Here is a 26,682-nt window from a genome sequence, read left to right as displayed (position 1 = left end):
GCTTTTTCTTCTCCTATGAAGGGGATGCTAAGTCAGTTCTTGGTCATTTATGAGTTTCGCTTTGGGCTGTTTAAACACGTCGTCCTGCCATAGTTGATACAGATAGATGATAAACGCAAAACCGACCATCATAGCAACAATAGCTATTGTAGGCAAAGTCGATTCACTCGAAACAAGTCCCATCCGTTGCCATACTGGGTAAACGAGGTACATAAATAACCCGTCCAAAAGTATATTGACAGTCAAATATATCCAAAATTTCCTGAAAGTAAAGCGGAATACCCAGATAACTATAACTAAATATGCTCCATATACCCAAGGAACCGGTACGACTTTATCCCACCCGAAAAGACTGGAACCTGTCTCTTTCCACCATCCGTAATGGTAAGCAGCTTGATATGCCAAGGTATGAATAACGGTCATAAATAGAGCGACCGGCATGTACCTGCGTACAGTATCCATTTTCAAAAAAAACAAGGACGCCCAAGGCAATATCAAGAGTGACCAGAGAATAATCTGTTTCATGTCATTAAACCCCACATTAGTTTTATGTGTAGTGTTACTCTCGGTTCATATATTTATTCGATTTATCCGATAAAAGTAACTGAAACACCGACTTGGGGTTAAGCAGAATAACATTCCAATTGGGAATAATGTTTCGGTCGGCTCCGATTTAGAGGGTTTTATCTCATTCTTTATATACCAATTAAGCTAGGTGCTTTCTATTTAAATGCTGATATATACTTTATGGTCAAATAGAAATTTGTGTTTATATACATTACGGGGAACAAAGGGCACTAGAAACCCCAGATTGTGAAGTTTATATAGTACGTAGTTTAGAGATAGAGTAGGAGTTCCCTATAAAAGCTAAGACGATTAAAAAACTACTTACTTTTTATTAAATCTATTATTGTTTGAGTAATGCTCCTTAACAGATGGAAGAAGAGTAATGGATTGAATGAAAATTCCTAGGAAGATGTAGAAGACGTGAATAAATGCAACGGCTTGAATCATATACATTTCGACTGTAATCCAAATAATTAAAATAAAACCAATGTATAGCGAATGATTCCATGACCAGTGTATTTCTTTATAAAGGCAGAGCTTTTCAGCGATTTTTAGCGGCTTTTCAGAGATAAGAAAAATGGCAGTTACTAGTGGGAGAATACCTAATCCAACAAAAAGTATTATTCCTGGAATGAGGAAATTATCAAATGGGCTATTCTGCAACATACTAAGAGACATTGACAAAATCGAACCGTCAGGAAAAATAATCAGTACACCTCCACCAAAAAGTGCACCAATTCCAAGTAAAAAGTGTAAACAAATTAACAAATAGCAAGCAAAAGACTTTCTTTGTTTTGCATCCATTAAAATCATCTCCAGAAAAAAATATGGTTTCAAATTGATTTTATAGGATTCCAGATACTATAGGATGGTTAGACATGACGGGACTGTGAACTTTTTTGAAGGTTCTGAAACTTTATTTGAACAGCTTGGCTTTGAGATGCGGGTTGGCTGTTGAGGATAATATTAATCGAAGATGCGAAATCTAACTGTAAAAAATTTACGGGAGTGAGCATCATGAAGAAAATGATTGTTCTCTTTACAATTTTATTAATGTTTGCCACAGTTGACATTGTTAATGCTAAACCTCCAGAGCCAAAGGAAGTTAAACCGTATGCAGAAGACTGGTATGTTACACCAGAAGATATTATTCGAGATATTATATTTCCAGCTATTGATAAAAGGGTAATAAAAGAGTATGGGGGAAAAGAAGCTTCTGGTTTTGGCTGGCAGCAGCGGAGGATTGTTAATATTGTTTATAACAACAATCATTCTTATGACATTTCCTTAAGAATTCAAGTCCCTTACAGTAACAATAATCCATTTGTATATGCAGAAGACGTGGTTAAAGTAAGAGTATCTCCATCTTGTGATAGTCCTAAAATTGGATGTAGTCATGGCTTTAAGGTAGAAGTATTAGATTACGAACATAAGTGATGGGAAATGGTGTTATCTTAATTGGTAGCATCTTATTTGAATCCACCTTGTTCAGCTATTGAAAGCCATCGTCAATGACTGCTATTATACTCACTTCCTATTTTAGGTTTAGTAAAAATCTTCCCATTGTTTAACTCACACCAATTTTCTAATTCGTCATAAGTTTCCTTGATTCCGTATTTTGCTAAAAAAGCTTCCTTAGTATCGAATACTTCCATTAAACCTTCTTCTATTAATATGGTCATTCGAAAAGGGTTTAGTTGAAAAACCTTAGAGACAGCTATTAACTCACCTATATGAACAAAATTAGCGATATTTTCCATTATTTCATCTCCTTTTACAGTTAGAGATAGTACCACATAAGTATTATTTTCAGTTTTTCCGGTACTATGTATTACTTCACTAACGGAAAAATAAGATCCCTTTTCCTTATTGCGGAAAGGGCAAAAAGTGTTACTTAATAAAATAAAAAGATCATAATGAACAAATGAAGCGGTTTTATTAAATAAGGATGTGCTAAAAATTACAAAATGTTACAATTGAATAAGAGGTGAAATGAATGAGTTTCCTTCTTTTTTCAATCATTCATATTTTAATAGGTTTAGCTCTAATATATTTTTATGGGAAATTACCAAAAGTGCTTACCATATTTGTATCTGTGTTCTTGATTATGAGTTTTCTATATTGGGGAATAGCTTTAAAAAATTCATTAAGTTAACAGGACGTTTGCTCAACCTATCGAAGACCCCCGAAATTGAGTACCTCAACCATGAGGTGCTTTTTTTTCTTTGAATAGAATAAAAGAAGAAAATAGTGAACCCAAGTAAAACCAGAATCGTCTATTTTATGCGGAGGGGGAGAGAAATGGAAGGAAGAGCACGTATGGAATCAAAGAATAAAGAAGAATTGATCGCGGACTTACTGTCATTGTATGGTACTGAATTAAAGAGAATTGCTTTTATGTATGTCCATGATCATGCTTCAACGGAAGATATACTACAAGAAGTTTTTATAGCTTGTTACAACAATCTAGATAATTTTAGAGGTGAGAGTAGCTATAAAACTTGGCTTGTAAAAATCACGGTTAATAAGTGTAAAGACTCTTTAAGAAGATGGAGTATGAGAAATATCATCTATAAAGCGAAGATAGATATACAGAAATTGCATCATTCTAGCCCTGAGTCAACTTACATCACTAAAGTAGAGGATATTGAACTCGTGGAACAGGTGATGTCATTACCAATTAAATTAAGGGATGTCATAATACTGTTCTATTACCAAGAACTTAGTGTTGAAGAAGTTAGTTCAATTCTAAATATTAACATCAACACGGTTAAGTCTCGTTTATTTAGAGCCCGAAAAAAATTAGAAGAATCAATGAGAGGCGGGGACCATGAGTGGAGGATAAACTAAGAGGTTTTAGAAAGATGGTAGATGACCAAGCACTAAAGAGTCTTCATGTATCTAGGACGGAAGAACTTAAAATTTTAGGTAGCTTAAGAACAAAAAACAACCAAGGAAATAAGTTACAGTATTATTTTAGTGCTATTGCAGCACTACTTCTTATGGGTATCATTGGGTATAGCTTTTTAAATGATTTGAATGGTAATTCACAAGATAGTGGTAATCAAACAAGTGCAGTAAACTCAACTTCAGGGACCGAGGCAAGTGTAGGTAAGAATATTTTCGATACAACACCTTCGAATGAAGATGTTACAGTAACCTTTTCGGCAGCTGAACAAGAACTTATAAAAAATATGAATGGTATTCAGTCACTTGTTTTATCGAGCCATGCCTTTATACCATTAGAAAAGATTAATGATTTGACAGCTGGAAGTAGTGAACCTAAAATTGAAGCCACTAAAAATTCTGATAACGTTATATTGGTGAAAGCAACTTTTCCTATTGTTGAAGGGGAACCCATTATTCTAATGACTCAAGAGAACAAGTATGGCTCTGCAAAGGATGCTATTAAGTCTTTAAGTTCGTTATTTTCAAATGCAAAAACATTATCTATATCAGGTAAAGATGCGATCTTATATGAAACCAATGCTAAATCAGAAGTTATTATTATGGAAGAGAAATACGTATATTCCATTAGCGGCGGGATTGATAGTTCAGTTTTAACTAGTATTGCTGAACAGATCATGTTTTCAGAATAAACTATAGTGAAATCAAACCCTTTTATATATAATTAACTCTTTGTTCTAAATTTGAATAGCTTGACGATTAAAAACTTGGATTAAAACGTAAAAGGGAGTCCCAAAATTTTGGGACTCCCTCTTTAATAAATTTTATTTGACATTCAAGAAAGTTTAAAAAGATTTTTATTACAACTTTAATGAATTGGTTTGTTCTAGCATTTTCCTAAGATAAAAAACACAAATTAATTGACAGAACAAATGAACACTATTAATATTCTATATGTTAACCTATTGTTAATTAGGTTAACATATGAGGTTGTGTGGTAAAATATTGGAATTATTGTAATTAAATTACGAGGAAGAGGACAGATGGTATGGAAGCGGGAAAGTATTATAGCGTTAGAATGAGAGCTGCCAAGAAAGGATCACACGAAAATGGGGGAAAGCATATATCTGGCGGGGAACTACTATCAACCTATAGCCATATGAAACAAGCAGTGAATGATTTACTGGAAAAAGGTTTACATCATTCAAGAGGAAAACCGGATTTTATGCAGATTCAATTTGAATTGATTGAAGAGCCTATTAAACTTATAAAGCCATTACAGGTTGTGACAAATGAAGTGGAATCAGTAGATATGGGACAAGCATTGTGTAGAAAGCTTTTGGAGAAGGTTGGCATCGAAAGGCAGGTTATTGAAAAAGCCTATCTAAATATGACTGAATATTCAGGAATTAGAGGCGCTATATTGATTGATGTTCATTCAGGTGAACGATTTGATGATCGGAACGATAAAGGGGTGCGTGTTTCCAGAATGGACTGGTTGAACACTAATTTTGAAAAATGGTCTGACTACTACAAGATGCCTAAAAACTCCAGAATTAAGGAGGCACTAGTGCTTGCAACAAAGGTGAGTGAGCATCCGGCTACTGTCGCGGAATTATGTTGGTCAGATGATCCTGAATACATAACAGGGTATGTTGCAACTAAAGAGATAGGCTATCAACGGATTACTAAGCTAAAAGAATACGGAGATGAAAGAGGCTGTCGAATCTTTTTTGTTGATTGCTTAAAAGATCCGAATTCATACATTCACTACTTAGAAAAACAGCCCGTCTTCATTCAATGGGAGGAAGAAAATGACACAGGAATTAATTGAAAAAAGTAAAAAGCATCTATGGCTACCTTTCACGCAAATGAAAGATTACGATGAAAATCCTTTGATTATTGAGAGTGGAAAAGGAATTAAAGTGAAAGACATTGATGGTAAGGAATATTACGATGGCTTTTCTTCTGTTTGGCTGAATGTTCATGGACACAGAAAAAAGGAATTAGATGACGCAATAACAAAACAACTTGGAAAAATTGCGCACTCAACATTATTGGGTATGACCAATGTGCCAGCAACAGAGCTTGCTGAAAAACTAATTGAAATAAGTCCTGAAAAGCTGGCACGTGTCTTTTATTCAGATAGTGGAGCAGAAGCGATGGAAATTGCTCTTAAGATGGCGTTTCAATATTGGAAGAACAGCGGTAAGCCAGAAAAACAAAAATTTATCTCCATGAATAATGGCTACCATGGCGATACGATTGGTGCTGTAAGTATCGGTTCCATTGCGCTATACCATCAAGTATACGGCCCATTAATGTTTGAGAGTTTTAAGGCGCCCATTCCTTACGTATATCGTTTTGAGGGTGGTGATCCGGCCCAGTGCCGCGATGAATGTTTAGATACGCTTGAACAGTTACTGATTGAAAATCACCAAGAAATCGCTGCACTTACAATTGAATCGATTGTCCAAGGAGCAGGAGGAATAATTATGATGCCAGAAGGGTTTTTAACTGGTGTACGTGAGCTTTGTACAAAATATAGTGTCTTACTGATTGTAGATGAAGTGGCAACGGGTTTTGGCCGCACCGGGAAAATGTTTGCATGTGAACATGAAAGTGTCCAGCCAGACATTATGGCAATTGGGAAAGGAATAACAGGAGGCTATTTGCCCATTGCTGCTACATTAACAACAGAGGAAATCTACATGGCATTCTATGATGATTATCATAAGTTAAAAACGTTGTTCCATGGTCATTCTTATACGGGAAATCAGCTGGGATGTGCCGTTGCACTTGAAAATTTAAGATTGTTTGAATCGGAAAAAATCGTAGAACAGGTAGCCAACAATTCAGAGGACCTTCATTTACTCCTTAATGAGCTGCAATCACTCCCACACGTAGGAGACATCAGACAACTTGGTTTTATGTGTGGAATCGAGCTTGTTCAATCAAAGGAAACAAAGGAGCCTTTTCCTGCTGAGACACGAGTAGGTTATCAGGTTACCCTAAAAATGAGAGAGCTAGGTATGCTAACAAGACCATTGGGTGATGTCATTGTGTTTATGCCTCCGCTCGTTAGTACAAGGGAAGACCTGAGAGCCATGGTTATGATCATGAAAGAAGCAATATGTGAAGTAACAACTGGGGTAGAATTTGTTGATGTTTGATGGATGGTTACGTGATCGATTAGACAAGACGAAAGAGGCCGGTTTGAATCGAAAGGTACGAACGATGAATACAGCCCCTCTTCCAAAGATGGTTATTGATGGTCAGAAACAAATCGTCTTTGCATCCAATAATTATTTAGGGCTGGCGAATGATCAACGATTGATTTATGCAGCAGAAAGGATCCTACATGAGTTTGGCGTAGGGAGTAGTGGTTCCAGGTTAGTTACAGGTCATACTGATTGGCATCAAAAACTTGAAGATAGAATTTCCAACTTTAAGCGAACAGAGTCAGCCCTCCTGTTTTCAAGCGGCTATTTAGCTAATGTTGGTGTGCTATCCTCATTACCAGAAAAAGGGGATGTAATTTTAAGTGATGAATTAAATCATGCCAGTATTATTGATGGCTGCCGACTATCAAAAGCCAACACCATGATTTATAACCATATTGATATGGATGATCTTGAAGAAAAGCTAAAAGCAACACAATCTTGTCTGAGACGTTTTATTGTCACTGATGGAGTATTTAGTATGGATGGGACGATTGCACCGCTTGATAAGATTATGTCCCTTGCCAAATGCTATCATGCTTTCGTGATTGTTGATGATGCGCACGCAACGGGAGTTTTAGGAGAGAACGGCAGGGGGACTAGCGAATATTTCGATGTTTATCCAGATGTGATTATTGGTACCTTAAGCAAAGCCATTGGTACAGAAGGGGGGTTCGTCTGTGGATCGAAGGTGTTAATTGACTTTTTATTAAACCATGCTAGAACGTTTATTTTTCAAACATCACTTCCACCAGCCATCTGTGCAGCTTCATTTAAAGCCATAGAGATTATTGAACATAGTAAAGTAAAACGCCAACTCTTGCTTTCAAATGTGAAAAAGGTAAGAACGAGTTTAGTAGATATGGGCTTTACAGTGAAAGGGGACAATACACCGATTCTACCTGTAATCATTGGTGATACCCATAAGACTGTCATATTTGGGAAAAGACTACAGGAAAAGGGAATATATGCACCAGCGATTCGCCCTCCAACCGTAGCATTAGGAGAAAGTCGTATTCGTTTAACCGTCACAGCTGACCATAATTTAAGAGAAATAGATTACTTGTTAGAGTCTTTTAATTTAATTGGAAAAGAGTTGAACATGATTAAATGAACGGATTTTTTGTAACAGGAACGGATACAGGAGTTGGGAAAACCATTATAGCTTGTGGACTGGCTGCTGTTTTAAAAGAGGAAAGATTTGATGTTGGCGTATTTAAGCCATTGTTAAGTGGTATTTCACGGGATGATCCAGAAAGCGATACAAGTTTGCTAAAGAAAATGTCACAAACGTATCTTTCCCATGAAGATATTACCCCTTTTGAATTCAAGGAGCCACTTGCTCCGTACGTGGCTGGAAAGTTGGAAGGGAAGCTCATTGGCATTGAAGAGGTGCTGCATCATTGGGAAATGATTAGAGAAAAACATCAATATTTCATTGTAGAAGGTGCTGGCGGCATTTCAGTCCCACTGGGTGAAAATTTTTTAGTTAGTGACTTAATGAAAGCTTTAGAGCTGCCAATTGTTATTGTAGCTCGACCTAATCTAGGGACCATTAATCATACTTTTTTAACCGTTCAATACGCAAAAAGTATAGGACTTAGAATTGCTGGAATTGTGATCAACGGCATAAGTGATCATCCTGACCTTGCCGAAATTACAAACCCGAAACTAATGGAAGAGTTATGTGGAGTCCCTATATTAGGAATAACCCCTAGATTTAAAGAAATAACACATGAAAAAATTAAAAATATCGTAAAGGATCACATCGATATGACATTATTAATCAATCAGATGGAGGCAGGAAGATGAAACAAAATCAATGGATGGAACATAGCATTGAATTTGTAGGGGGCACGAAATGAAGAATGTTTTAAATGAACAAGAAATGATTACCAGATCATTTCCGCTTACTTCTCCTGAGTTTTTAAGAAATCCTTATCCTTATTATGATAAGCTGCGGTCCATTAATCCTATCTACTGGGGGAATTCAGTAAAATATCCAGGATGGTATGTAACCGGATATGAAGAGGCAGTAGCGATCCTTAAAGATACCCGATTTCAAAATCGCATTCCTTTACCACCGAAATCAAAAAAGTATGAGCATCTAAAAAATATACAGAATGACATGATGCTTTTTAAGAATGAGCCTGACCATAAGCGGTTACGGATGCTCGTAAGTAATGTATTTACTCCAAGTGTTATTGAAGCATATCGTCCTTATATAGAAGAAACTGTTAATGAACTACTGGATGAGGTGGAGAATAAGAAAGGAATGGATGTTGTTTCAGATTATGCGTTTCCTTTAGCCAGCCTCATTATAGCTAAAATTTTAGGAGTTCCAGCGGAGGAACGGAATCAATTTAGAGAATGGGCTGTATCCTTAATTCAAACAATAGATTTTACTCGAACGAGAATGGGATTAGCAAATGGTAACGATACGATTAGAAGGTTACTAGTTTATTTTAGAGAGCTGATTACAAGGCGGAAACATAACCCTCAAGATGACCTGATTAGCATGTTAATTAAAGAGGGAGAGCAGGGTGACAAGTTAACAGAAGAAGAATTACTGTCAACTTGTATTTTACTTGTTATTGCTGGACATGAAACAACAGTAAATCTCATTAGCAATTCGGTCCTTTCCTTATTAAATCACCCTGAGCAATTAGTGGAGCTAAAGCAAAGACCATCCCTAATTGAAAGGGCAGTTGAGGAGTTTTTACGATATGAGAGCCCAACCCAGATGACAGCTCGCCTTGCATCAGAAGATATTGAATTTAATGGGACGACCATAAAAAAAGGTGAACAAGTATATATCCTTTTGGGAGCTGCCAATCGAGATCCGAAAAAATTCTTCCATGCTAATGTACTTGATATAACTAGGAATCCTAATCCTCATATTGCCTTTGGATATGGTATTCATTTCTGTTTAGGTTCCTCATTAGCACGATTAGAAGCACAAATTGCTATTCATACACTCTTACAGCGATTGTCCAACCTTCAAATTGCTACTCCTGACCTACAATGGCGAAAACTTACAGGTTTTCGATCGCTAGAAAAACTGCCAATTACTTTTACCTAAGGGTGAATATAGATTCTGTTTTTATTGTGAAATTCTTTAATGGAAAAACCAAAATAACCGACAATGTTCGGTTATTTTGGTTTTTCACGAGGTCATTCACATCTCTTTTCATTTAAGTATCTTTGTGTCACTCAGCAATAAGTTTTCGAAGGAGAGGGTCAGTTTATAATTTTCATTTTTCTAGTTTACATAATATCTATTAGGAAAGTCGATCATTTGACTTATCGTTTAGTTTCCATAAATAATAGTCCGGTATAGGAGATTATTGAATACGACCTTAGAAATTATGACTATATTTTAACCACATTTGGTAACTGTAAACATAACATAAAAATGGGTAATTAATAATAAGAGATTTTATCATTGAATTTTGGTATAGGTAGTAGGGGCCTTTCTTTAAAGAAGGCCTTTTTGTGATGTTGATTCCTTATTAGTGAAGAGAAGTGACCTTTACGCTGCCAGAGGAAAAACTATTGAACAATTGAGTAAAATGCGTTCAATTAAAAACAATTAAGTCTGGTATATCAAGGTTTTTAGCAAGTTGTTAGTCAATCTAGATCAATTAAAATCAATTAAATAAAATAAGTCTGTGCACACTTTTGTGCACACATTGTGTACTTATTGGGTTGTATTTTTTTCTGTTATAGTGGGTTACAGAACTTCTATTAACACTAATCAGCCTTTTTAAACTCCAGTGGTATTAATTGCCTATAATATTCTCAGAGAATAACTGAACACGGTATCAGTCGATGATTATTCAGGCGACTATCAAGCAATAGCTCACTCAGCTGAACTAAGTCATAAACAAATTGCTGATATTTCAGAGAAATATTAAATAGTGAATGAACGTTTTCTAATTTAAAGGATCCACTTACTGCTATTTTTGATTTTAATGAAATTTTAGCAATTCAGTTCCTGTTTCAGTTATAAAGGTGGTAAAGGAATGCGCTAAGGAATGTAAACTTACTTTTACTAACTTGCTTTTTTGTGAAATAACCAATAAAAATTAATAAATCTATAAGAGTTGAATCATAGGCATACCCAAAATAATGGTGTATGCTTTTTGACATCCCCTCATTGTTCTTAGGATGTTATTTTGGAGGTAAAATAGCTAGTCCATTTGAAGAATACTTCCATCTTATAGGTATTACCTGTTTAATTAGACATAATTTTATAACTCTAGGAACTATTCTTCTATGATATATTTATGATATTGGTCCTAATTTAGGCATCTGTGCTTCTGGAGGGATAAGAATGAATACTCTTCAATCTTTAAATAGTTCAAAGCTTATGACTATATCTATATTAAATAACAAAAGTAGTTTGGAACATGCCCACAGTGACATAGAATTGATATATCTTATGAAAGGAAAATTAAACCTAAAGGTAGACAGAGAATCTTACCAAATGAATAAATTAGACTTGATAATAATTAATTCTAATCAATTTCATTCATTTGAATCTGAAGATGATACATTATTTGTAGTGATCCATTTTGATTCTAATGAATTAAGCAACTTGCTTTCTAAAAAGACTCTGCAGTTTAACTGTAACACCGTTAAATATGGCCATAAAAATAAGGAGTTAATAATAGCAATTGATGAATTGCTGACAGTTTATATAAAACCAAATCAATTCTCACATGTGCATTTATTAGAAAAGACTCTAAAAGTGATATCACTGTTAACGGATAATCATTTGATCTCGAATAACGATAGTGAAAATAATAGGCAGGCCGCCAACAAAGATCAAGATGATAGATTGTATGAAATAATGAACTATATTCAGAATAATTTTCGAGAGTCGATCACTTTAGAAGAATTAGCTAGTTTACATTATCTGTCAATTCCTTATCTATCTAAGTTTTTTAAGAAGCAAACAGGAAAAACCTTCTTACAACACTTAAATGAAGTGCGGTTAAAGCATGCAGTTAACGATTTAATTAATACAAAAAAAACTATTACCAGAGTAGCGTTAGATAATGGGTTTCCCACCTTATCATCTTTTAACCGTGTTTTTAGGGAATATTATGAATTAAAACCAGTTGACTATAGAAAAAGTATGGAAGCTTCATTAAAGTTAGAGAAACCACCTTCGAATGAAGATGATAATGATAAAGCTTTAATAGAACTGAGAAAATATTTAAATAGCGGGGATATAATACAGCAGGAAAATTATTCTACTCCTCAAAAGATAGTAGATACACAAATAATAAAATTGAATTCATTGAAAAATATTAAAAAGTATTGGAATGAGGTCATAAATATAGGATATGCGAGGGATATTTTGAACTCGGATATGCAAGATCAAATCATTCAGCTTCAAAAAGAAATAGGATTTAAGTATGCCAGATTTTGGGGAATATTTGGCGATGATATGCTAGTTGAAGATCATTCAGGTGAAATAACAACTTATAATTTTACAAACACAAATAAACTACTTGATTTTTTAGTTAGAAATAAACTAAAACCTTTTATTGAACTTGGTCCTAAACCAAAAATTCTAGCAAAGTCCATCGAAGAGATTATGGTAGTTCAAACCGTTACAGAAAAGTCACCAGAAGAATGGAGCAATCTAGCAAGAGCATTTTTATTACAAAGCATTGAACGTTTTGGGATAGAAGAAGTTGAAACATGGTATTTCGAAATCTGGAGACCACACATTGATTTTGTAAAACATAATGGGCAAGAGGGAAAAGATTTTTTGAAAAACTTAAAGAAGAATCAACTTCAAGATGCATCTCAATTTGATGAGTATTATGAAATGTTAAGTGGTTTTAAAGGGATAGCGAATGAAATTGTCCCTTTTGCCAAGGTTGGCGGTTGCGGATTAAGTATTAATCTGGAAGGGGAAAAGTTGGATCTACTACTTCAACATTGGAAACAAAGAAGTGTCCATCCTGATTTTCTATCTGTATATCTATACCCAATAGAAATTGACAATGCAGGTAGCAATATTCCCTTAAAAAATATGCAATCAGCTAATCCAGATTATATTGAAAATAAACTAAGTCAAATCAGAAAATCTTTGAAAAAAGCAGGATTTGATGATCTTGAATTAAATGTTACAGAATGGAATATAACTGTATCAAATCGAGATTTTATAAATGATAGTTCTTTTAAAGCCACTTACATGATTAAGAATATTGTTGAAAATATTACTAAGAATGAAGTTAATATGTTTGGATACTGGCTATTCTCAGATATTTTTAGTGATTTTAGAGATTCCAAGCATCTCCTTTTTGGAGGTGCAGGATTGGTTACAAAAAGTGGGATAAAAAAGCCAAGTTATCATGCTTTTACCCTTTTAAATCAATTGGGGGATACCCTAATTTCAAGAGGAAGTAATTTTATAGTTACAAAAAAGTCTGGAGAACGTTATCAGGTGCTTTTTTATAATTATAAACATTTCGACTATTCGTATTACTTAAATCCAGAAGGTAGTATTGACATTAGTGAGCAATATGATATTTTTGAAAATCAAGATATTACAAATTTTTCTCTAGAAATACAAGGAATAAAGAATGGAAGATATCGTGTAAAAGAGATTATCTTGAACCGTAATCATGGGAGTGTATTAGATGAATGGTTTAAATTTGGTGCAGTATATGACTTGAAAATAGATGAAATGGACTATTTGAAACAAATTTGTACACCAAGTATAAAAGTTGAGCATAGAACAGTGGAAAATAACTTACTTAATATTAATGGTAGTCTAGAACCTCATGAGGTTAGGTTAATGGAATTTAACTTAGTATATACGTGATTAGTAAATTAATTATAATATTCTAATAGAGCAGATCCAAAAAAAAGGATAAAAATCACATTGTGATTTTTATCCTTTTTTTATATTGAACATATCTAACAAAAATAAAAGTGAAGATTAATACGAATCGAAGTTAATAAAAGGAAGGGACTATAAGAAAAGAAAGATTAAAATAAATGTGTAAGCGGAATCAATTGATTACAGTGAGGTCAAGAGCCTCTCAATAGAGGAGGAAATGAATTGAGTAAATTAAAAATTGGCATTATTGGATGTGGAGGAATTGCAAACCAAAAGCACTTACCTGCATTAGCGAGACTAACAGACAAGGTGGAGTTAGTAGCTTTCTGTGATATTGAGGTGGAACGGGCGGAAAAGGCTGCAAGAGAGTATGGAACTAAAGATGCTTTTGTTTGTGAGGACTATAAAGAGTTATTAAAAGACAAAAGTATTGATGTCATTCATGTATTAACTCCCAATATTTCTCACTCTTACATTACGGTTGATTCATTAGAGGCAGGTAAGCATGTTATGTGTGAAAAGCCAATGGCAATCAACTATGAAGAAGGAAAGAAAATGCTGGAGGCAGCGAGACGTACAGGAAAGAAGCTGACGATTGGGTATCAAAATCGTTTCCGTGCAGATTCATTAGCCACATATGCGGCTTGCCGGAACAATGAACTTGGTGACATTTATATGGGAAAGGCACATGCCGTTAGACGTCGTGGGGTACCAACTTGGGGAGTATTCCCGGATAAAGAAAAGCAAGGAGGGGGCCCATTAATTGATATCGGGACTCATGCCCTTGATCTAACCCTATGGTTCATGGACAACTACAAACCAAAGAGTGTGTTTGGGTCCACTTACCAGAAACTGAAAGAGAAGCCAGAAGGAAATATGTTTGGTCCATGGAATCCAGAAACATTTGAAACGGAAGATTCAGCTTTTGGTTTTATAAAGATGGAAAATGGAGCAACCATCTTTTTAGAAGCTGCCTGGGCATTGAATATGATCAACCCAAAAGAAGCACAAGTAACCCTTTGTGGAACAGAGGGTGGGGCAGAAATGTTTGGGAAAGCCTATATGGATCAAGGATATGTGGTGTTCAACAAAGCGGCACATAATCAACTGGTACAAACCCAACCTTCCGATACGGGGGGAGTATTTGGATTCGCAGGAGCGACCTTGGAGCAGCGTGATGCAGAAGCAGCTCAATGGATTGACTGTATATTAAATGATACGGACCCATTAGTTAAGCCAGAGCAAGCACTAGTAGTAACGCAGATTCTAGAAGCCATTTATAAGTCTGCGGAGACAGGGGAAGTTATTGAATTATCACAAAATTAATAGTTTCAGTAAAGACAAAAAATTTATAAGAGGAGTAAATGAAAATTATGAGCAACCAATTAGAAATTAAGAAACCAAAAAGAGGGGTTTCACTTTATAGCTATGCGGGTGAATATGGAGTATCTATGAGTTTAGAAGATATGTTTGCAGAGATGCAGGAAATTGGTGCTAGAGGGTTAGAAATTTTAGCAAACACACATATTGAAGGCTATCCTACCCCAAGTAAGGAATGGTTGGAAAAGTGGGATCAATTAATCGAAAAGTATGATATTGTTCCCGTAGAATATGGGCATTGGGTGGATTCTCGTTTATTTGAGGGAAGAGAACTAACTACTCAGGAATCATATGAAATGTTGGTGCGGGATTTTAAGCTTGCAAATAGACTTGGATTCAAAGTTCTTCGTACAAAATTAGGTGTCATTGATGACCAGCTTTCCCCAGTTGAAAACTGGCGTGAATTTATAAAAATGGCTCTGCCATTAGCTGAAAAGTATGATGTACGTATGTGCCCTGAAATTCACCCACCTACTCAATTAAAGTCAAAAATGGTTGAAGATTATGTTGAATTTATCGAGGAAACAGGAACAAAGTACTTTGGGTTAAATATTGATTTCGGAATATTCCAGACAAATCCTCTACCAGCAAGTGAATGGGGAGCAAATGACTTCGTTATGCCAGAATATGAAGGATGTCCTGTAGAAGACATTATTCCATTGTTACCATATGTATACTGTTGTCATGCAAAGTTTGTGAAGGTTTCTGATGATTTTGAAGAAGTGACAATTCCTTATAAAAAAATTCTTGATACACTCACTGAGCATAACTGGGATGGATATATGGTCAGTGAATATGAGGGACCAAATAAGAACGAGCCTGGGGTGGCAGTACACCAAATTCGTAAACACCATGTAATGATGAAGAGAATTCTAGGAGAGTAAGGAAAGGAGAATAGGTATGTTAGAAAAGGATTGTATTCAAACAAGAGGTTTTAAAAATGTTGAGAAAGATGGAAAGATTGTAGGTTTTCAAGTAAATATTAGATCCTTGTATTATAGAGGAGTTTGGCTATCACAATTACGTCCTGCTACTATAAAAGTGAATGGTGAAATTTTTTCAGGTGACCAAATTTCCTGGACAATTAATGATTCCACTTATACACAAGAGGAAATGGCTAAACTTGGAGATGTACACTGGGGAGTCTTAGATTTAGCAACTCTAACTGTTGCAAAAGAAGGTGGATTAGAATCAGGAAGCTATGATATTGAGGTGAACTATACGTATAGTGCCTCTTATTTTCCGCCAGCTCTTGATACTGTACTTGGTATGGGTGGGCATAAAAAAACGCTCGTTCTAGTCTAGTAGCTTTTTAATATTTTATCAACAAAAAGGAAAGTGGAGAATTCAACTTTCCTTTTTTTAAATATCTTTTTATTTTAATTTTCTGAAAAAGATAAAAAATAATATAATTTTTGATAAAAAACTGAATGTATCTAATCATTTTATCTCTTATGATAAATTTAAAGCGCTTTCAAATTGAGGTGTTTTCCTACTAATCTATAAGATTTTTATTATAAATTCTTCATAAAGGGTGTGTAAAAATGAATTCAACAAGTGTTAATTCTAACTCAGAGCAAACGAATCAAGGAAAGAGAATTGCTATAATTGGTGCTGGTCCCGGAGGGTTGTCGGCTGCTATCGCTCTTCATCAAGCTGGTTTTGATGTAAAAATCTTTGAACGACATAAGTCGATTAAGGCGTTGGGTGGTGCAATTATTCTAAATGCAATAGGTATAAATATATTAAGAAGTTATGGAATTTATGCAGATGATTTAGCTACAACAGCCATTCAAAGATTTAGAAGATATGATGGGCGACAAAGAGTTTTTCAGCAGTTTGATAATGACCTGCTAAACAAGGCAAATGTTACGGGTTGGATGGCTGGATTAATGAGATCAGATCTTTATCAAAGATTATTAAGTAAAATTCCAGAGGGAATGATTGTAACTGACCATTCTTTTGTCTCATATAAAGAGAAATCTAATGAGGTACAGATTTACTTTGAAGAGGGGAAATCATATACTGCAGATTTACTTATCGGGGCTGACGGGGTAAATTCATTAGTTAGGGAACAATTATGGGGGAAATCAGATTTACAACACTTAGGTATCGCCGTTTGGTTAGGTTGGTCAGAGGTTGAGGGGCCAAATAGAGATGAAATAGTTTTGAATCATAGTGATATATACCAATTTGGTTATTCTCCACTTGTCTATAATGGAAGGAATTGTTTTGAGTGGTGGTTTGTTGAGCCATGTAAAGAAAATCAACCTGAACCTAGTAACCCTTTAAAGTATATAAATGAAAAAATAAATAACTTTGCTTCTCCGGTACCAGAAATACTTCAAAAGACAAATTCTCAAAATCTATTTCGATGGCTTATTAAGTATAGAGATCCCTTAAATCAGTGGTCAAAAGGTCGGGTTACGATTCTTGGGGATGCAGCACACCCAACTTCTCCATATGCGGCGTATGGGGCAGGTATGGCACTTGAGGATGGGTATTTTCTTGGGAAGTCTCTTCAGGGAATTGATTTAACAAATGCCAATGTATTACAAAAGGGGTTAGAAAAATATGATAACCAAAGGGTGAAATATACTAATCACGTAGTAGGTTTTGCAAGGATATTAGGAAAGATATTTCATAATGTCCCGAAGCCCATTCGAATTTTTCGAGATGTTTTATTAGATTATACAAAATTTCCAGAGAATCAAATTGTAAAAAATAGTACCAAAGAGGCTGAAACTTTGTTAAAGACAGTTCTGGATTTTGAAAACAAAAATAATAAAATGTTATTAAACCCTTTTAATTTTGAGGGAGAAAAAACGATAAATCAATAGATTTTGAAAAAAAGGATAAAAATCACATTGTGATTTTTGTCCTTTTTTGTATTGAACATATCCAACAAAAATAAAAGCGAAGATTAATACCACTCGAAGTTAATAAAAGGAAGGGACTAGAAGAAAAGAAAGATTAGAATAAATGTGTAAGCGGAACCATTTGATTACAGTCAGGTCAAGAGTCTTTCAATAGAGGAGGAAATGAATTGAGTAAATTAAAAATTGGCATTATTGGATGTGGAGGAATTGCAAACCAAAAGCACTTACCTGCATTAGCGAGACTAACAGACAAGGTGGAGTTAGTAGCTTTCTGTGATATTGAGGTGGAACGGGCGGAAAAGGCTGCAAGAGAGTATGGAACTAAAGATGCTTTTGTTTGTGAGGACTATAAAGAGTTATTAAAAGACAAAAGTATTGATGTCATTCATGTATTAACTCCCAATATTTCTCACTCTTACATTACGGTTGATTCATTAGAGGCAGGTAAGCATGTTATGTGTGAAAAGCCAATGGCAATCAACTATGAAGAAGGAAAGAAAATGCTGGAGGCAGCGAGACGTACAGGAAAGAAGCTGACGATTGGGTATCAAAATCGTTTCCGTGCAGATTCATTAGCCACATATGCGGCTTGCCGGAACAATGAACTTGGTGACATTTATATGGGAAAGGCACATGCCGTTAGACGTCGTGGGGTACCAACTTGGGGAGTATTCCCGGATAAAGAAAAGCAAGGAGGGGGCCCATTAATTGATATCGGGACTCATGCCCTTGATCTAACCCTATGGTTCATGGACAACTACAAACCAAAGAGTGTGTTTGGGTCCACTTACCAGAAACTGAAAGAGAAGCCAGAAGGAAATATGTTTGGTCCATGGAATCCAGAAACATTTGAAACGGAAGATTCAGCTTTTGGTTTTATAAAGATGGAAAATGGAGCAACCATCTTTTTAGAAGCTGCCTGGGCATTGAATATGATCAACCCAAAAGAAGCACAAGTAACCCTTTGTGGAACAGAGGGTGGGGCAGAAATGTTTGGGAAAGCCTATATGGATCAAGGATATGTGGTGTTCAACAAAGCGGCACATAATCAACTGGTACAAACCCAACCTTCCGATACGGGGGGAGTATTTGGATTCGCAGGAGCGACCTTGGAGCAGCGTGATGCAGAAGCAGCTCAATGGATTGACTGTATATTAAATGATACGGACCCATTAGTTAAGCCAGAGCAAGCACTAGTAGTAACGCAGATTCTAGAAGCCATTTATAAGTCTGCGGAGACAGGGGAAGTTATTGAGTTTTCAAAGGAAAAAAAGGAGGATCTTTATGAAATTAGGCTTTAATAGTGCAATACTTGATGAGTGTACTTTTGAAGATGTAATTGATTTTGCAGCAGAGAATGGTTTTTCCTGTGTTGAGCTATGTGCTTGGCCGAAAGGGAAGGCCGCGAGAAAATATGCTGGAGTAACACACTTAGACCTAGACAATTTCGATGTTAATTATATTAAGAATTACACAGAGTCAAAAGGTGTTGAAATTTCAGCTATTGCTTATTATCCAAATGCCTTAGAAGGTGATAAGGAAAAAAGTGAATTTTATGTCAACCATATTAAGAAATGCATTGAAGCTGCAAAGAAATTAGATGTAAATCTAGTAAATACTTTTATTGGTAGAAACCAGTACAAAACAGTTGATGAGAATTTAATCTTAATGGCAGAAACTTGGAAACCTTTAGTTGATTATGCAGAGGAACTAGGGGTTAAAATTGCCATCGAAAACTGCCCAATGTTATTTACTTCAGACGAGTGGCCTGGAGGACAAAATTTGTTGACTACCCCAGCTATTTTTCGAAAAGCATTTGAGTTGATACCAAATGAGAATTTTGGATTGAATTTTGACCCATCCCACTTTGTTTGGCAGCAGATGGATTATATTAAACCTATCTATGAGTTTAAGAATCGTATTTTTCATATCCATTTTAAAGACATTAAAGTATATAAGGACCGTCTAAATGATGTAGGAATTATGGCAACACCTTTAGAATACATCTCTCCTAAATTACCAGGACTAGGTGATGTAAATTGGGTTAACTATGTATCTGCATTAACTGATATAAAGTATCGGGGGTTTGCTGTAATTGAAGTAGAAGACAAGGCATTTGAAGATTCATTAGCTTTGAAACAAAGTTCAATAAAACTCAGTAAGAAATATTTAAGTCAATTCTTTTCTTAATGGCTAGTAAAGGTTTTTGGTGTTCTACTAGATACCGAATCTGATTTCTCAAATTCGGTATCTATCGCTTAATTAGTGTTCCAGATTTTTGGAGATTAATAATTATATACTAAAAAATAACCTGTTTTTTAAAGTAATGAAAAATTGGTTAAGAAATATACCATTGTTTTTATTATTCAGACAATTAATATAATGTGAAGGTTTTAAAGAAAAAGTATGATAGATTTGAAAGCGCAAACAAAAAGTGGAGGTGAGATAATAAAAAATTTATTAGAAGGGAGGTTACGTTAGAAAAGGTTATTGTTTATAGACAATGGAAGCGATTACTAATAAAAAAGCCCATAACTCTTTGAAGTAATTAAGATTGGCGTCTAATATCACATCCAAAGAAAGTTATGAACTAAAAATTATTATAAAATAAATTCAGTTATAAATAAACATAAAACTTGGGACCTAATTATTAATTGAAATGACAATAAATTTCAATAAAGGGGCGTTAATATGGAAATTCAGCAAGTTGTTCAAGAGACGGGAGTTTCAGTTGTAAGAGAAAAACTAAGTGTTAAAGAAAAATTTAGTTATGGGTTTGGAGATTTTGCCTCAAATTTAATGTGGGGAGTGATAGGGAGTTTTTTACTATATTTCTATACTGATGTGGCCTTAATTCCAGTTGCTGCAACTGGAACAATATTTCTTCTATCAAGAGTATTAGATGCCTTTATCGATCCTGTAATTGGAGGATTTATTGATCGCACAAACTCAAAATGGGGTCGTACAAAACCTTATATTTTATTCGGGATTATTCCATTATCTGTTTTTTATGTATTATCCTTTACAACAATAAGCGGTTCAGATACGACTAAAATTGTTTATGCTTATATTACTTTTATCATTTGTGGACTTTTATACTCCGTTGTAAACATTCCATATGGTGCTCTTATGCCACTGATGACTAGAGATTTAAACGAGAAAAATCAACTTTCAAGTATCCGAATGGGCGGTATGGCTTTAGGAAATATTCTTGTTTCAGTAGGAACAATGCCGATGGTAAGTTTTTTAGGAGGTGGAAACCAACAACAGGGATTTTTATGGACTACAATTATATTTGCAACTTTATGTAGTATATCATTTTTAGTTATTACCAGGAATTGTAAGGAGCGTTATGTAGAGCCTGTTACTGTGTCAAAGGAAAAAGGAAGTATTATTAAAACCTACAAAAACGCATTTAAAAATGGGCCATGGGTATCAACTATTTCATTCGCATTATTAATGTTTATTAAAATAGGAGCAATCGTATCAATAACAATATTTTATTGTATTCAAGTTTTAAAGAATCCTGCAATGATTTCCATATTGTTATCATTGTTTTATGTATCTGTTTTTGTAACATCTTTTATAGCACCTTTATATTTGAAGAAATTTAAACTTCGTAGAGGAAACATTATTTCACAGGTCGCTTTTATTGCTGGATTTGCCATATTACCACTATTTGCAGACAATCAGGCTTTGTTCATTACAATCTATTTCATTGCAAACCTATTTAATGCATTATCTTCAGGTTCAGTATTCAGTATGACAGCTAATTCAGTCGATTATAATGAATGGAAATTTGGCACGAGAACTGAAGGAACACTTTATGCTGGGTATAGTTTTGCAACAAAAGTTGGAATGGCGATTGGTGGAGCAGTAGTTGGATATGTGTTAGCCTTTGTTGGGTACGATGCAACTAATATTACACCGTCCGCAATTAGTTCAATTAATTTCTTATATTTCTTTATACCTATTGTAGTTTCTGTTTTACAAATTATTGCAACTTCATTTTATAAAATTGATAAAATACATCCCCAAATTGTTAAAGAGCTAAATGAAAGAGGTAACTAATATATAAGGATTTGGGATAATATAAAAACTTGTTTAAGAAAGATTAGGAGTCCTATGTGATTTTTAATCTTTCTTTTGTTTATTTTAAGAATCTATTCAGACTTTTGGGTTCTCCATATGAATAATATCCAGATGAATCTCAGTTAATGTCATAAATTAAATACAGGTTAAAAATTATGCTATTATTTTTATCCTTTTCAAAAGTATAAAAAATTCCCTTTAAAATTAATGAAAAATTTAACTAATGTTGATTAAGAGAAGGAAAGAATTAAAGAAATTTATTAAGTAGAATGAACATGTAAGCGTTAAGCAAAAGTAGGGAGTTAGGAAATTAATAAAGATAATAGGTGGTTTCAATGAAATTAGGTATTATATCGATTCCAAATGAAGAAAATTTTCAAAAAGCAAAGCAAAAAGGATTAGATTTTATAGAAATTTGTGTGAATGAGGGGCAAGACGTAGAAGCATTTTATCAGAATAGATCTCAGTTATTAAACTGGAAAGCTGAATACGGGATTAGCATAGAATCCATTGGGAGATGGAAGTCACTCCGCATTAAAAAGAAAGGAGAAATAATTGAGGAAGAACTCGAGAGATGTTTCCGACTAATTGATGTGGCTAGTGAATTAGGTTGTCCCAATTTTGTTAGTGGCTGTAATTTCGTTGATGAAATATCTTACTTTGAAAATTGCTCAGCAGCAATAAAGTTTTTTTCCCTTCTTATTGATTACGCAAAACCAAAAGGTGTAAAAATCTCCACTTACAATTGTCGTAAAGTAAATTTCATTCATAGTCCAGAGGCATGGAAGATTATTCATGGGCATTTAGAAGAATTAGGAATAAAGTTTGACCCATCCCATAGTAGATATTTCGGAGGTGATTATTTGCAGGAAACCCTAGATTGGGGTGATCGTTTTAATCATGTTCATCTTAAAGGATCCTTAATAGTTAATGGACAAAGAGTAGACGACCCACCAGCGGGACTAGATCAGACGGATTGGAAAACGTTTATCTCTCTATTAAGAGTAAAAGGGTATACAGGTGGACTGAGCATTGAACCACACTCACCAATATGGACTGGAGAATTAGGCGAAAAAGGAATTGATTACACAATAAATTATATGAGAAAGCTAGCGTTCTCATAATAAATTCGAGGAGGAGAAAGGATATGACAACAAAGAAATTAAGGTATGGATTAATAGGTGCAGGCAGTAATGCAGAGAGAAAACATCTAAGTAATTATATCTCTCTTCCTAATGTTGAGGTAGTTGCCATTTGCGATATAAATATTGAGAGTGCAAGGAGACTAGCAGGTAAGTATGGAGTTAAGGCTGTCTATAGTAATTATATGGAGATGCTAAACAAAGAAGAGTTAGATCTTGTCAGTGTTTGTACTCCGAACTTTCTACATGCTGAGATATCTATTCATGCGCTTTTAAGTGGTGTAAATGTGCATTGTGAAAAGCCGTTAGCCATGAATGCAAACGAGGCAAAAAGAATTGTAGAAGCAAGAGACAAGTCTGGAAAAAAACTAATGGTGGGCTTAAATAACAGATTTACAAATGAAGCTGTATTCTTAAAAAGGTTTATAGATGGAGGACATTTTGGAGATATTTATCATGCAAAAGCAGGTTGGAAAAGAAGAAGCGGTATACCGGGAAGAGGGACATGGTTTACCAATAAAGAATATTCCGGTGGAGGAGTAATGATAGACTTAGGTTTCCATTATCTTGACCTGGCTTTATTTCTAATGGGGAATCCAGAGCCTCATTATATTACTGGTTCAACCTATCAGAACTTTGACCATACAACCACACGTAATAGAAACGGTTATAAAGGAGATCCCAACGGAGTGTTTAATGTGGAAGATTCTGCTATGGGCTTTATAGGATTAGAAAATAAGTCGACAGTAGATTTTGAGTTTAGTTGGGCATCGAATATTGAGAATGATGTGACTTATATAGAGTTACTCGGATCAAAAGGTGGTGCTTCCATCATTAATGGGGAATTAAAACTCTATTCTGAAATACTTGATACTTGTATTGACATTACACCCAAACTGAATTCGAATATTAAGTTACTAAATGAGTTTGAACATTTTGTTCATGCCATTTTATATAATGAAGAGCTAATGCCACCTGCTGAACATGGTGTGTACATGATGGATATTATTGATCATTTCTACGAAGCTTCAAGTTTACAAAAACCTGTTTTGTTTGACAAAAGTAACAAAAAAACTTTATTGCTTTCTTAATTTTTAAAAGGTGGAGAACAAATGAAAAAATTAATCGGTATTGATTTAGGAGGCACCACAGTTAAATTCGCTATCTTAACCGAAGCCGGTGAAGTACAGCAAAAATGGAGTATTGAAACAGATATTCAAGATAATGGGAAAAATATTGTTCTAAGCATTATAGAATCAATTAAAAACAGACTACAGCTATACGGGCTATCATCTAGTGATTTTTTAGGTATTGGAATGGGTTCACCAGGAACAGTTGATCGTAAAGAAGGAACCGTTATCGGAGCGTACAATTTAAATTGGAGTTCATTACAACCTGTAAGAAAGTTAATCGAAACATGTACAAATATACCATTCTTTATTGATAATGATGCAAATGTAGCAGCTTTAGGTGAACAGTGGAAAGGTGCTGGAGAGGGCGGATTAGATGTTGTTTTTGTCACATTAGGAACTGGGGTTGGCGGAGGAGTAATCGCAGACGGTCGGTTAATTCATGGGATTAAGGGAGCGGCAGGTGAAATTGGGCATATGATTGTTGATGAAGATGGGTATCACTGTACTTGTGGTAATCAAGGGTGCTTAGAAACAGTTGCAAGCGCGACAGGGATTGTCCGTTTAACAAGAGATTTTTCAGAAAAATATGCGGGTGAATCAGAGCTGAAATGGCTCATTGACGATGGGCAAGAAGTAACTGCAAAAACAGTATTTGATCTGGCCAAAAAAGGGGATAGGTTGGCCATCATTGTGTTAGATAAAGTTTATTATTACTTAGGTTTAGCTTGTAGCAACATTGCTAATCTATTAAATCCCGAGACGATTGTTATTGGTGGTGGAGTATCAGCAGCTGGGGAGGTATTAATTAAAGGAATTGAAGGATATTTTATGAAGTTTGCTTTCCCACAAGTTAGAACTAGTACAAAAATAAAACTGGCGAAGTTAGGTAATGATGCCGGAGTAATTGGAGCAGCCTCATTAGTTAAACAATAATAAGACTGAAAGGTTGGTAAATTATGTAAGTGGAACATGTCATTGCAATTGTAGGGTTTGGTGGTATGGGGAGCCAGCATGGGAAAATTTTAAGTGGTATAAGTCAGGTAAAAGTGGCAGGTATTTATGACATATTAGAAACTAGACAGCAATTTGCTATAGATAAAGGTTTCTATGTATATAAAAGTTATGAAGAAATTCTACAGGACAGCACCGTGAACACCGTATTGATAGCTACACCTAATGATAGTCATAGAGATATTGCAATTGCCGCTTTACAAGCAGGAAAACATGTAATATGTGAAAAACCCGTTACTTTAAATAGTAGGCAACTAGAGGAAATTATAGAGACTGCTGAAACTTACAACAAAGTTTTTGTGGTTCATCAGAATAGACGTTGGGATGAAGATTACTTAGTAATGAAGAAATTATATGACGAAGGTACATTAGGAGATGTCTTCCATCTAGAAACACGTGTTCAAGGTTCTCGAGGTATTCCTGGTAATTGGCGCCATCAAAAAGAATATGGTGGAGGAATGATGCTTGATTGGGGAGTTCATTTAATTGATAGACTACTTGTCATGATAAAAGAGAAGATTACTAGCTTGCACTGTAAAATGAGTTATGTACTAGGAAATGATGTGGACGATGGATTTAGACTAACTATCAAATTCGAAAGTGGAAAAACGGCAGTCGTAGAGGTAGGGACGTGTAACTATATTACCCTCCCTAAATGGTATATGTGTGGTAAAAAAGGAACGGCTATTATTGAAGATTGGGAAATGAATGGTCAAGTAATTACATTAAAAGAATTAATTAAAAAAGATGCTACTCCAATCGAGGCTGGTGCAGGGTTAACAAAAACAATGGCTCCTAGAGACGTAGATACGGTTAACAGTAGTCCAATCCCGAGTTTAAATACAGATGTTCGTGAATTCTATCATAATTTTATTGACGTAACTGAAGGAAAAGGAAAAATTCTTGTGGAAAATGAGGAAGTATTAAGGGTAATGAAAGTTATTGAAGCCGCATTTTTATCTGACGAGTCTAATCAAGTAGTTTTATTTGAGTGATAAATATAAAAATGCACTAATAAGTAAAAGTCAGAGATGTTAACTATCTTTCATACACTTCATGGTCAAGATTAAAAGTCTAATAATGATTTTTAATCTTTTTTAATAAGTAAAAAATTATATTCTAATCCCCATAAAGAGTTAACGAGTTAATTAATTATGTGTATATAGAAAGCAAGAAGAACGGAAAGGAATGTAAGCTATGAAAATTGCGTTTATTGCTCATGACATAAAGAAAAATGATATGGTTAATTTCACTATGGCATATGAATCCATTCTTTGTAACCACGAATTGTATTCTACTGGAACAACTGGAACTACAATCATGGAAAAAACTAAATTGAACATTCACCGGTTTAATTCAGGTCCACTTGGTGGAGACCAAGAAATAGGATCTTTAATTGCTAAAAATTTAATGGATGTCGTTTTCTTTTTTAGAGATCCTTTAACAGCCCAACCCCATGAGCCAGATATTTCTGCTTTGATTCGA

At 34.8% G+C, this 26,682-nt stretch carries 24 protein-coding genes; 21 read left to right on the top strand and 3 right to left on the bottom strand.

Annotation, left to right across the window (positions count from 1 at the left end; all coding sequences use genetic code 11):
* Positions 1-27: 27 nt before the first annotated feature.
* Positions 28-441 carry a hypothetical protein gene (locus tag ACRX5O_RS20075; protein WP_433907599.1) on the bottom strand — a complete coding sequence of 138 codons (414 nt, stop codon included), beginning with the start codon at positions 439-441 and terminating at the stop codon, positions 28-30.
* Positions 442-888: 447 nt separating this feature from the next.
* The gene (locus ACRX5O_RS20070) at positions 889-1,371 is read right to left on the bottom strand and encodes a hypothetical protein (protein ID WP_433907598.1); all 483 of its coding nucleotides are present in this window, start codon (positions 1,369-1,371) and stop codon (positions 889-891) included.
* 213 nt (positions 1,372-1,584) lie between these two features.
* On the opposite strand from ACRX5O_RS20070, the gene ACRX5O_RS20065 reads away from it, so the two are divergent.
* The gene (locus ACRX5O_RS20065; RefSeq protein ID WP_433907597.1) at positions 1,585-2,004 is read left to right on the top strand and encodes a hypothetical protein; all 420 of its coding nucleotides are present in this window, start codon (positions 1,585-1,587) and stop codon (positions 2,002-2,004) included.
* 71 nt (positions 2,005-2,075) lie between these two features.
* On the opposite strand, the gene ACRX5O_RS20060 is transcribed toward ACRX5O_RS20065, so the two are convergent.
* Positions 2,076-2,327 carry a hypothetical protein gene (locus ACRX5O_RS20060; RefSeq protein ID WP_433907596.1) on the bottom strand — a complete coding sequence of 84 codons (252 nt, stop codon included), beginning with the start codon at positions 2,325-2,327 and terminating at the stop codon, positions 2,076-2,078.
* 541 nt (positions 2,328-2,868) lie between these two features.
* Between ACRX5O_RS20060 and ACRX5O_RS20055 the strand changes: the two genes are divergently transcribed.
* The 20 genes from ACRX5O_RS20055 to ACRX5O_RS19960 all read left to right on the top strand — a co-directional run.
* Complete coding sequence (locus ACRX5O_RS20055; RefSeq protein WP_433907595.1) at positions 2,869-3,417, top strand: sigma-70 family RNA polymerase sigma factor; 549 nt, start codon at positions 2,869-2,871, stop codon at positions 3,415-3,417.
* Positions 3,402-4,166 carry a DUF4367 domain-containing protein gene (locus ACRX5O_RS20050; protein ID WP_433907594.1) on the top strand — a complete coding sequence of 255 codons (765 nt, stop codon included), beginning with the start codon at positions 3,402-3,404 and terminating at the stop codon, positions 4,164-4,166. The genes ACRX5O_RS20055 and ACRX5O_RS20050 overlap by 16 nt, the downstream gene beginning before the upstream one ends.
* Before the next feature lie 356 nt (positions 4,167-4,522).
* Entirely contained in the window at positions 4,523-5,308 is a 786-nt protein-coding gene (bioW, locus tag ACRX5O_RS20045) for a 6-carboxyhexanoate--CoA ligase (RefSeq protein WP_433907593.1), read from the top strand.
* Complete coding sequence (bioA, locus tag ACRX5O_RS20040) at positions 5,289-6,647, top strand: adenosylmethionine--8-amino-7-oxononanoate transaminase (protein ID WP_433907592.1); 1,359 nt, start codon at positions 5,289-5,291, stop codon at positions 6,645-6,647. Before bioW ends, bioA begins: the two co-directional genes overlap by 20 nt.
* The gene (gene bioF, locus ACRX5O_RS20035; RefSeq protein ID WP_433907591.1) at positions 6,637-7,809 is read left to right on the top strand and encodes an 8-amino-7-oxononanoate synthase; all 1,173 of its coding nucleotides are present in this window, start codon (positions 6,637-6,639) and stop codon (positions 7,807-7,809) included. The genes bioA and bioF overlap by 11 nt, the downstream gene beginning before the upstream one ends.
* Positions 7,806-8,507 (top strand): dethiobiotin synthase, encoded by a 702-nt coding sequence (gene bioD, locus ACRX5O_RS20030; protein ID WP_433907590.1) that lies wholly within the window; start codon positions 7,806-7,808, stop codon positions 8,505-8,507. Before bioF ends, bioD begins: the two co-directional genes overlap by 4 nt.
* A 49-nt stretch (positions 8,508-8,556) precedes the next feature.
* Positions 8,557-9,777 carry a cytochrome P450 gene (locus ACRX5O_RS20025; RefSeq protein WP_433907589.1) on the top strand — a complete coding sequence of 407 codons (1,221 nt, stop codon included), beginning with the start codon at positions 8,557-8,559 and terminating at the stop codon, positions 9,775-9,777.
* 1,254 nt (positions 9,778-11,031) lie between these two features.
* Positions 11,032-13,542: a GH39 family glycosyl hydrolase gene (locus tag ACRX5O_RS20020; RefSeq protein ID WP_433907588.1), complete on the top strand. Its 2,511-nt coding sequence runs from the start codon at positions 11,032-11,034 to the stop codon at positions 13,540-13,542.
* A 240-nt stretch (positions 13,543-13,782) separates the two neighbouring features.
* The gene (locus ACRX5O_RS20015) at positions 13,783-14,886 is read left to right on the top strand and encodes a Gfo/Idh/MocA family protein (protein ID WP_433907587.1); all 1,104 of its coding nucleotides are present in this window, start codon (positions 13,783-13,785) and stop codon (positions 14,884-14,886) included.
* Positions 14,887-14,933: 47 nt separating this feature from the next.
* A complete protein-coding gene (locus tag ACRX5O_RS20010) occupies positions 14,934-15,824 on the top strand; it encodes a sugar phosphate isomerase/epimerase family protein (RefSeq protein ID WP_433907586.1) in 891 nt (296 codons plus the stop codon).
* Positions 15,825-15,840: 16 nt separating this feature from the next.
* A complete protein-coding gene (locus ACRX5O_RS20005) occupies positions 15,841-16,245 on the top strand; it encodes a C-glycoside deglycosidase beta subunit domain-containing protein (RefSeq protein ID WP_433907585.1) in 405 nt (134 codons plus the stop codon).
* Between the two features lie 239 nt (positions 16,246-16,484).
* The gene (locus tag ACRX5O_RS20000; protein ID WP_433907584.1) at positions 16,485-17,780 is read left to right on the top strand and encodes an FAD-dependent monooxygenase; all 1,296 of its coding nucleotides are present in this window, start codon (positions 16,485-16,487) and stop codon (positions 17,778-17,780) included.
* A 206-nt stretch (positions 17,781-17,986) separates the two neighbouring features.
* Positions 17,987-19,120, top strand: coding sequence for a Gfo/Idh/MocA family protein (locus ACRX5O_RS19995; protein WP_433907583.1), 1,134 nt, complete (start codon positions 17,987-17,989; stop codon positions 19,118-19,120).
* The gene (locus ACRX5O_RS19990; protein WP_433907582.1) at positions 19,104-20,009 is read left to right on the top strand and encodes a sugar phosphate isomerase/epimerase family protein; all 906 of its coding nucleotides are present in this window, start codon (positions 19,104-19,106) and stop codon (positions 20,007-20,009) included. The genes ACRX5O_RS19995 and ACRX5O_RS19990 overlap by 17 nt, the downstream gene beginning before the upstream one ends.
* 501 nt (positions 20,010-20,510) lie before the next feature.
* Positions 20,511-21,890, top strand: coding sequence for an MFS transporter (locus tag ACRX5O_RS19985; RefSeq protein WP_433907581.1), 1,380 nt, complete (start codon positions 20,511-20,513; stop codon positions 21,888-21,890).
* 356 nt (positions 21,891-22,246) lie between these two features.
* Entirely contained in the window at positions 22,247-23,035 is a 789-nt protein-coding gene (locus ACRX5O_RS19980; RefSeq protein ID WP_433907580.1) for a sugar phosphate isomerase/epimerase family protein, read from the top strand.
* Positions 23,036-23,058: 23 nt separating this feature from the next.
* A complete protein-coding gene (locus ACRX5O_RS19975; protein WP_433907579.1) occupies positions 23,059-24,144 on the top strand; it encodes a Gfo/Idh/MocA family protein in 1,086 nt (361 codons plus the stop codon).
* A gap of 21 nt (positions 24,145-24,165) precedes the next feature.
* Positions 24,166-25,119, top strand: a complete 954-nt coding sequence (locus ACRX5O_RS19970; RefSeq protein WP_433907578.1) for an ROK family glucokinase — start codon at positions 24,166-24,168, stop codon at positions 25,117-25,119.
* A gap of 29 nt (positions 25,120-25,148) precedes the next feature.
* Positions 25,149-26,192, top strand: coding sequence for a Gfo/Idh/MocA family protein (locus ACRX5O_RS19965; protein WP_433907577.1), 1,044 nt, complete (start codon positions 25,149-25,151; stop codon positions 26,190-26,192).
* 202 nt (positions 26,193-26,394) lie between these two features.
* The coding region (locus tag ACRX5O_RS19960; protein ID WP_433907576.1) for a methylglyoxal synthase at positions 26,395-26,682 on the top strand (288 nt) is incomplete at its 3' end.

Origin of the sequence: Robertmurraya mesotrionivorans (assembly GCF_050971805.1) — a bacterium.
In the GTDB taxonomy this organism is placed as follows: Bacteria; Bacillota; Bacilli; order Bacillales; family Cytobacillaceae; genus Robertmurraya_A.
Note: the sequence above shows the minus strand (reverse complement) of the source record. Positions and strands in the feature narration are given on the sequence as shown.

Coding starts and splice junctions, on each gene's coding strand:
- ACRX5O_RS20075 (WP_433907599.1), bottom strand. CDS start 441: ATGCCGGTCGCTCTATTTATGACCGTTATTCATACCTTGGCATATCAA.
- ACRX5O_RS20070 (WP_433907598.1), bottom strand. CDS start 1,371: ATGGATGCAAAACAAAGAAAGTCTTTTGCTTGCTATTTGTTAATTTGT.
- ACRX5O_RS20065 (WP_433907597.1), top strand. CDS start 1,585: ATGAAGAAAATGATTGTTCTCTTTACAATTTTATTAATGTTTGCCACA.
- ACRX5O_RS20060 (WP_433907596.1), bottom strand. CDS start 2,327: ATGGAAAATATCGCTAATTTTGTTCATATAGGTGAGTTAATAGCTGTC.
- ACRX5O_RS20055 (WP_433907595.1), top strand. CDS start 2,869: ATGGAAGGAAGAGCACGTATGGAATCAAAGAATAAAGAAGAATTGATC.
- bioW (WP_433907593.1), top strand. CDS start 4,523: ATGGAAGCGGGAAAGTATTATAGCGTTAGAATGAGAGCTGCCAAGAAA.
- bioA (WP_433907592.1), top strand. CDS start 5,289: ATGACACAGGAATTAATTGAAAAAAGTAAAAAGCATCTATGGCTACCT.
- bioD (WP_433907590.1), top strand. CDS start 7,806: ATGAACGGATTTTTTGTAACAGGAACGGATACAGGAGTTGGGAAAACC.
- ACRX5O_RS20025 (WP_433907589.1), top strand. CDS start 8,557: ATGAAGAATGTTTTAAATGAACAAGAAATGATTACCAGATCATTTCCG.
- ACRX5O_RS20020 (WP_433907588.1), top strand. CDS start 11,032: ATGAATACTCTTCAATCTTTAAATAGTTCAAAGCTTATGACTATATCT.
- ACRX5O_RS20010 (WP_433907586.1), top strand. CDS start 14,934: ATGAGCAACCAATTAGAAATTAAGAAACCAAAAAGAGGGGTTTCACTT.
- ACRX5O_RS20005 (WP_433907585.1), top strand. CDS start 15,841: ATGTTAGAAAAGGATTGTATTCAAACAAGAGGTTTTAAAAATGTTGAG.
- ACRX5O_RS20000 (WP_433907584.1), top strand. CDS start 16,485: ATGAATTCAACAAGTGTTAATTCTAACTCAGAGCAAACGAATCAAGGA.
- ACRX5O_RS19990 (WP_433907582.1), top strand. CDS start 19,104: ATGAAATTAGGCTTTAATAGTGCAATACTTGATGAGTGTACTTTTGAA.
- ACRX5O_RS19985 (WP_433907581.1), top strand. CDS start 20,511: ATGGAAATTCAGCAAGTTGTTCAAGAGACGGGAGTTTCAGTTGTAAGA.
- ACRX5O_RS19980 (WP_433907580.1), top strand. CDS start 22,247: ATGAAATTAGGTATTATATCGATTCCAAATGAAGAAAATTTTCAAAAA.
- ACRX5O_RS19975 (WP_433907579.1), top strand. CDS start 23,059: ATGACAACAAAGAAATTAAGGTATGGATTAATAGGTGCAGGCAGTAAT.
- ACRX5O_RS19970 (WP_433907578.1), top strand. CDS start 24,166: ATGAAAAAATTAATCGGTATTGATTTAGGAGGCACCACAGTTAAATTC.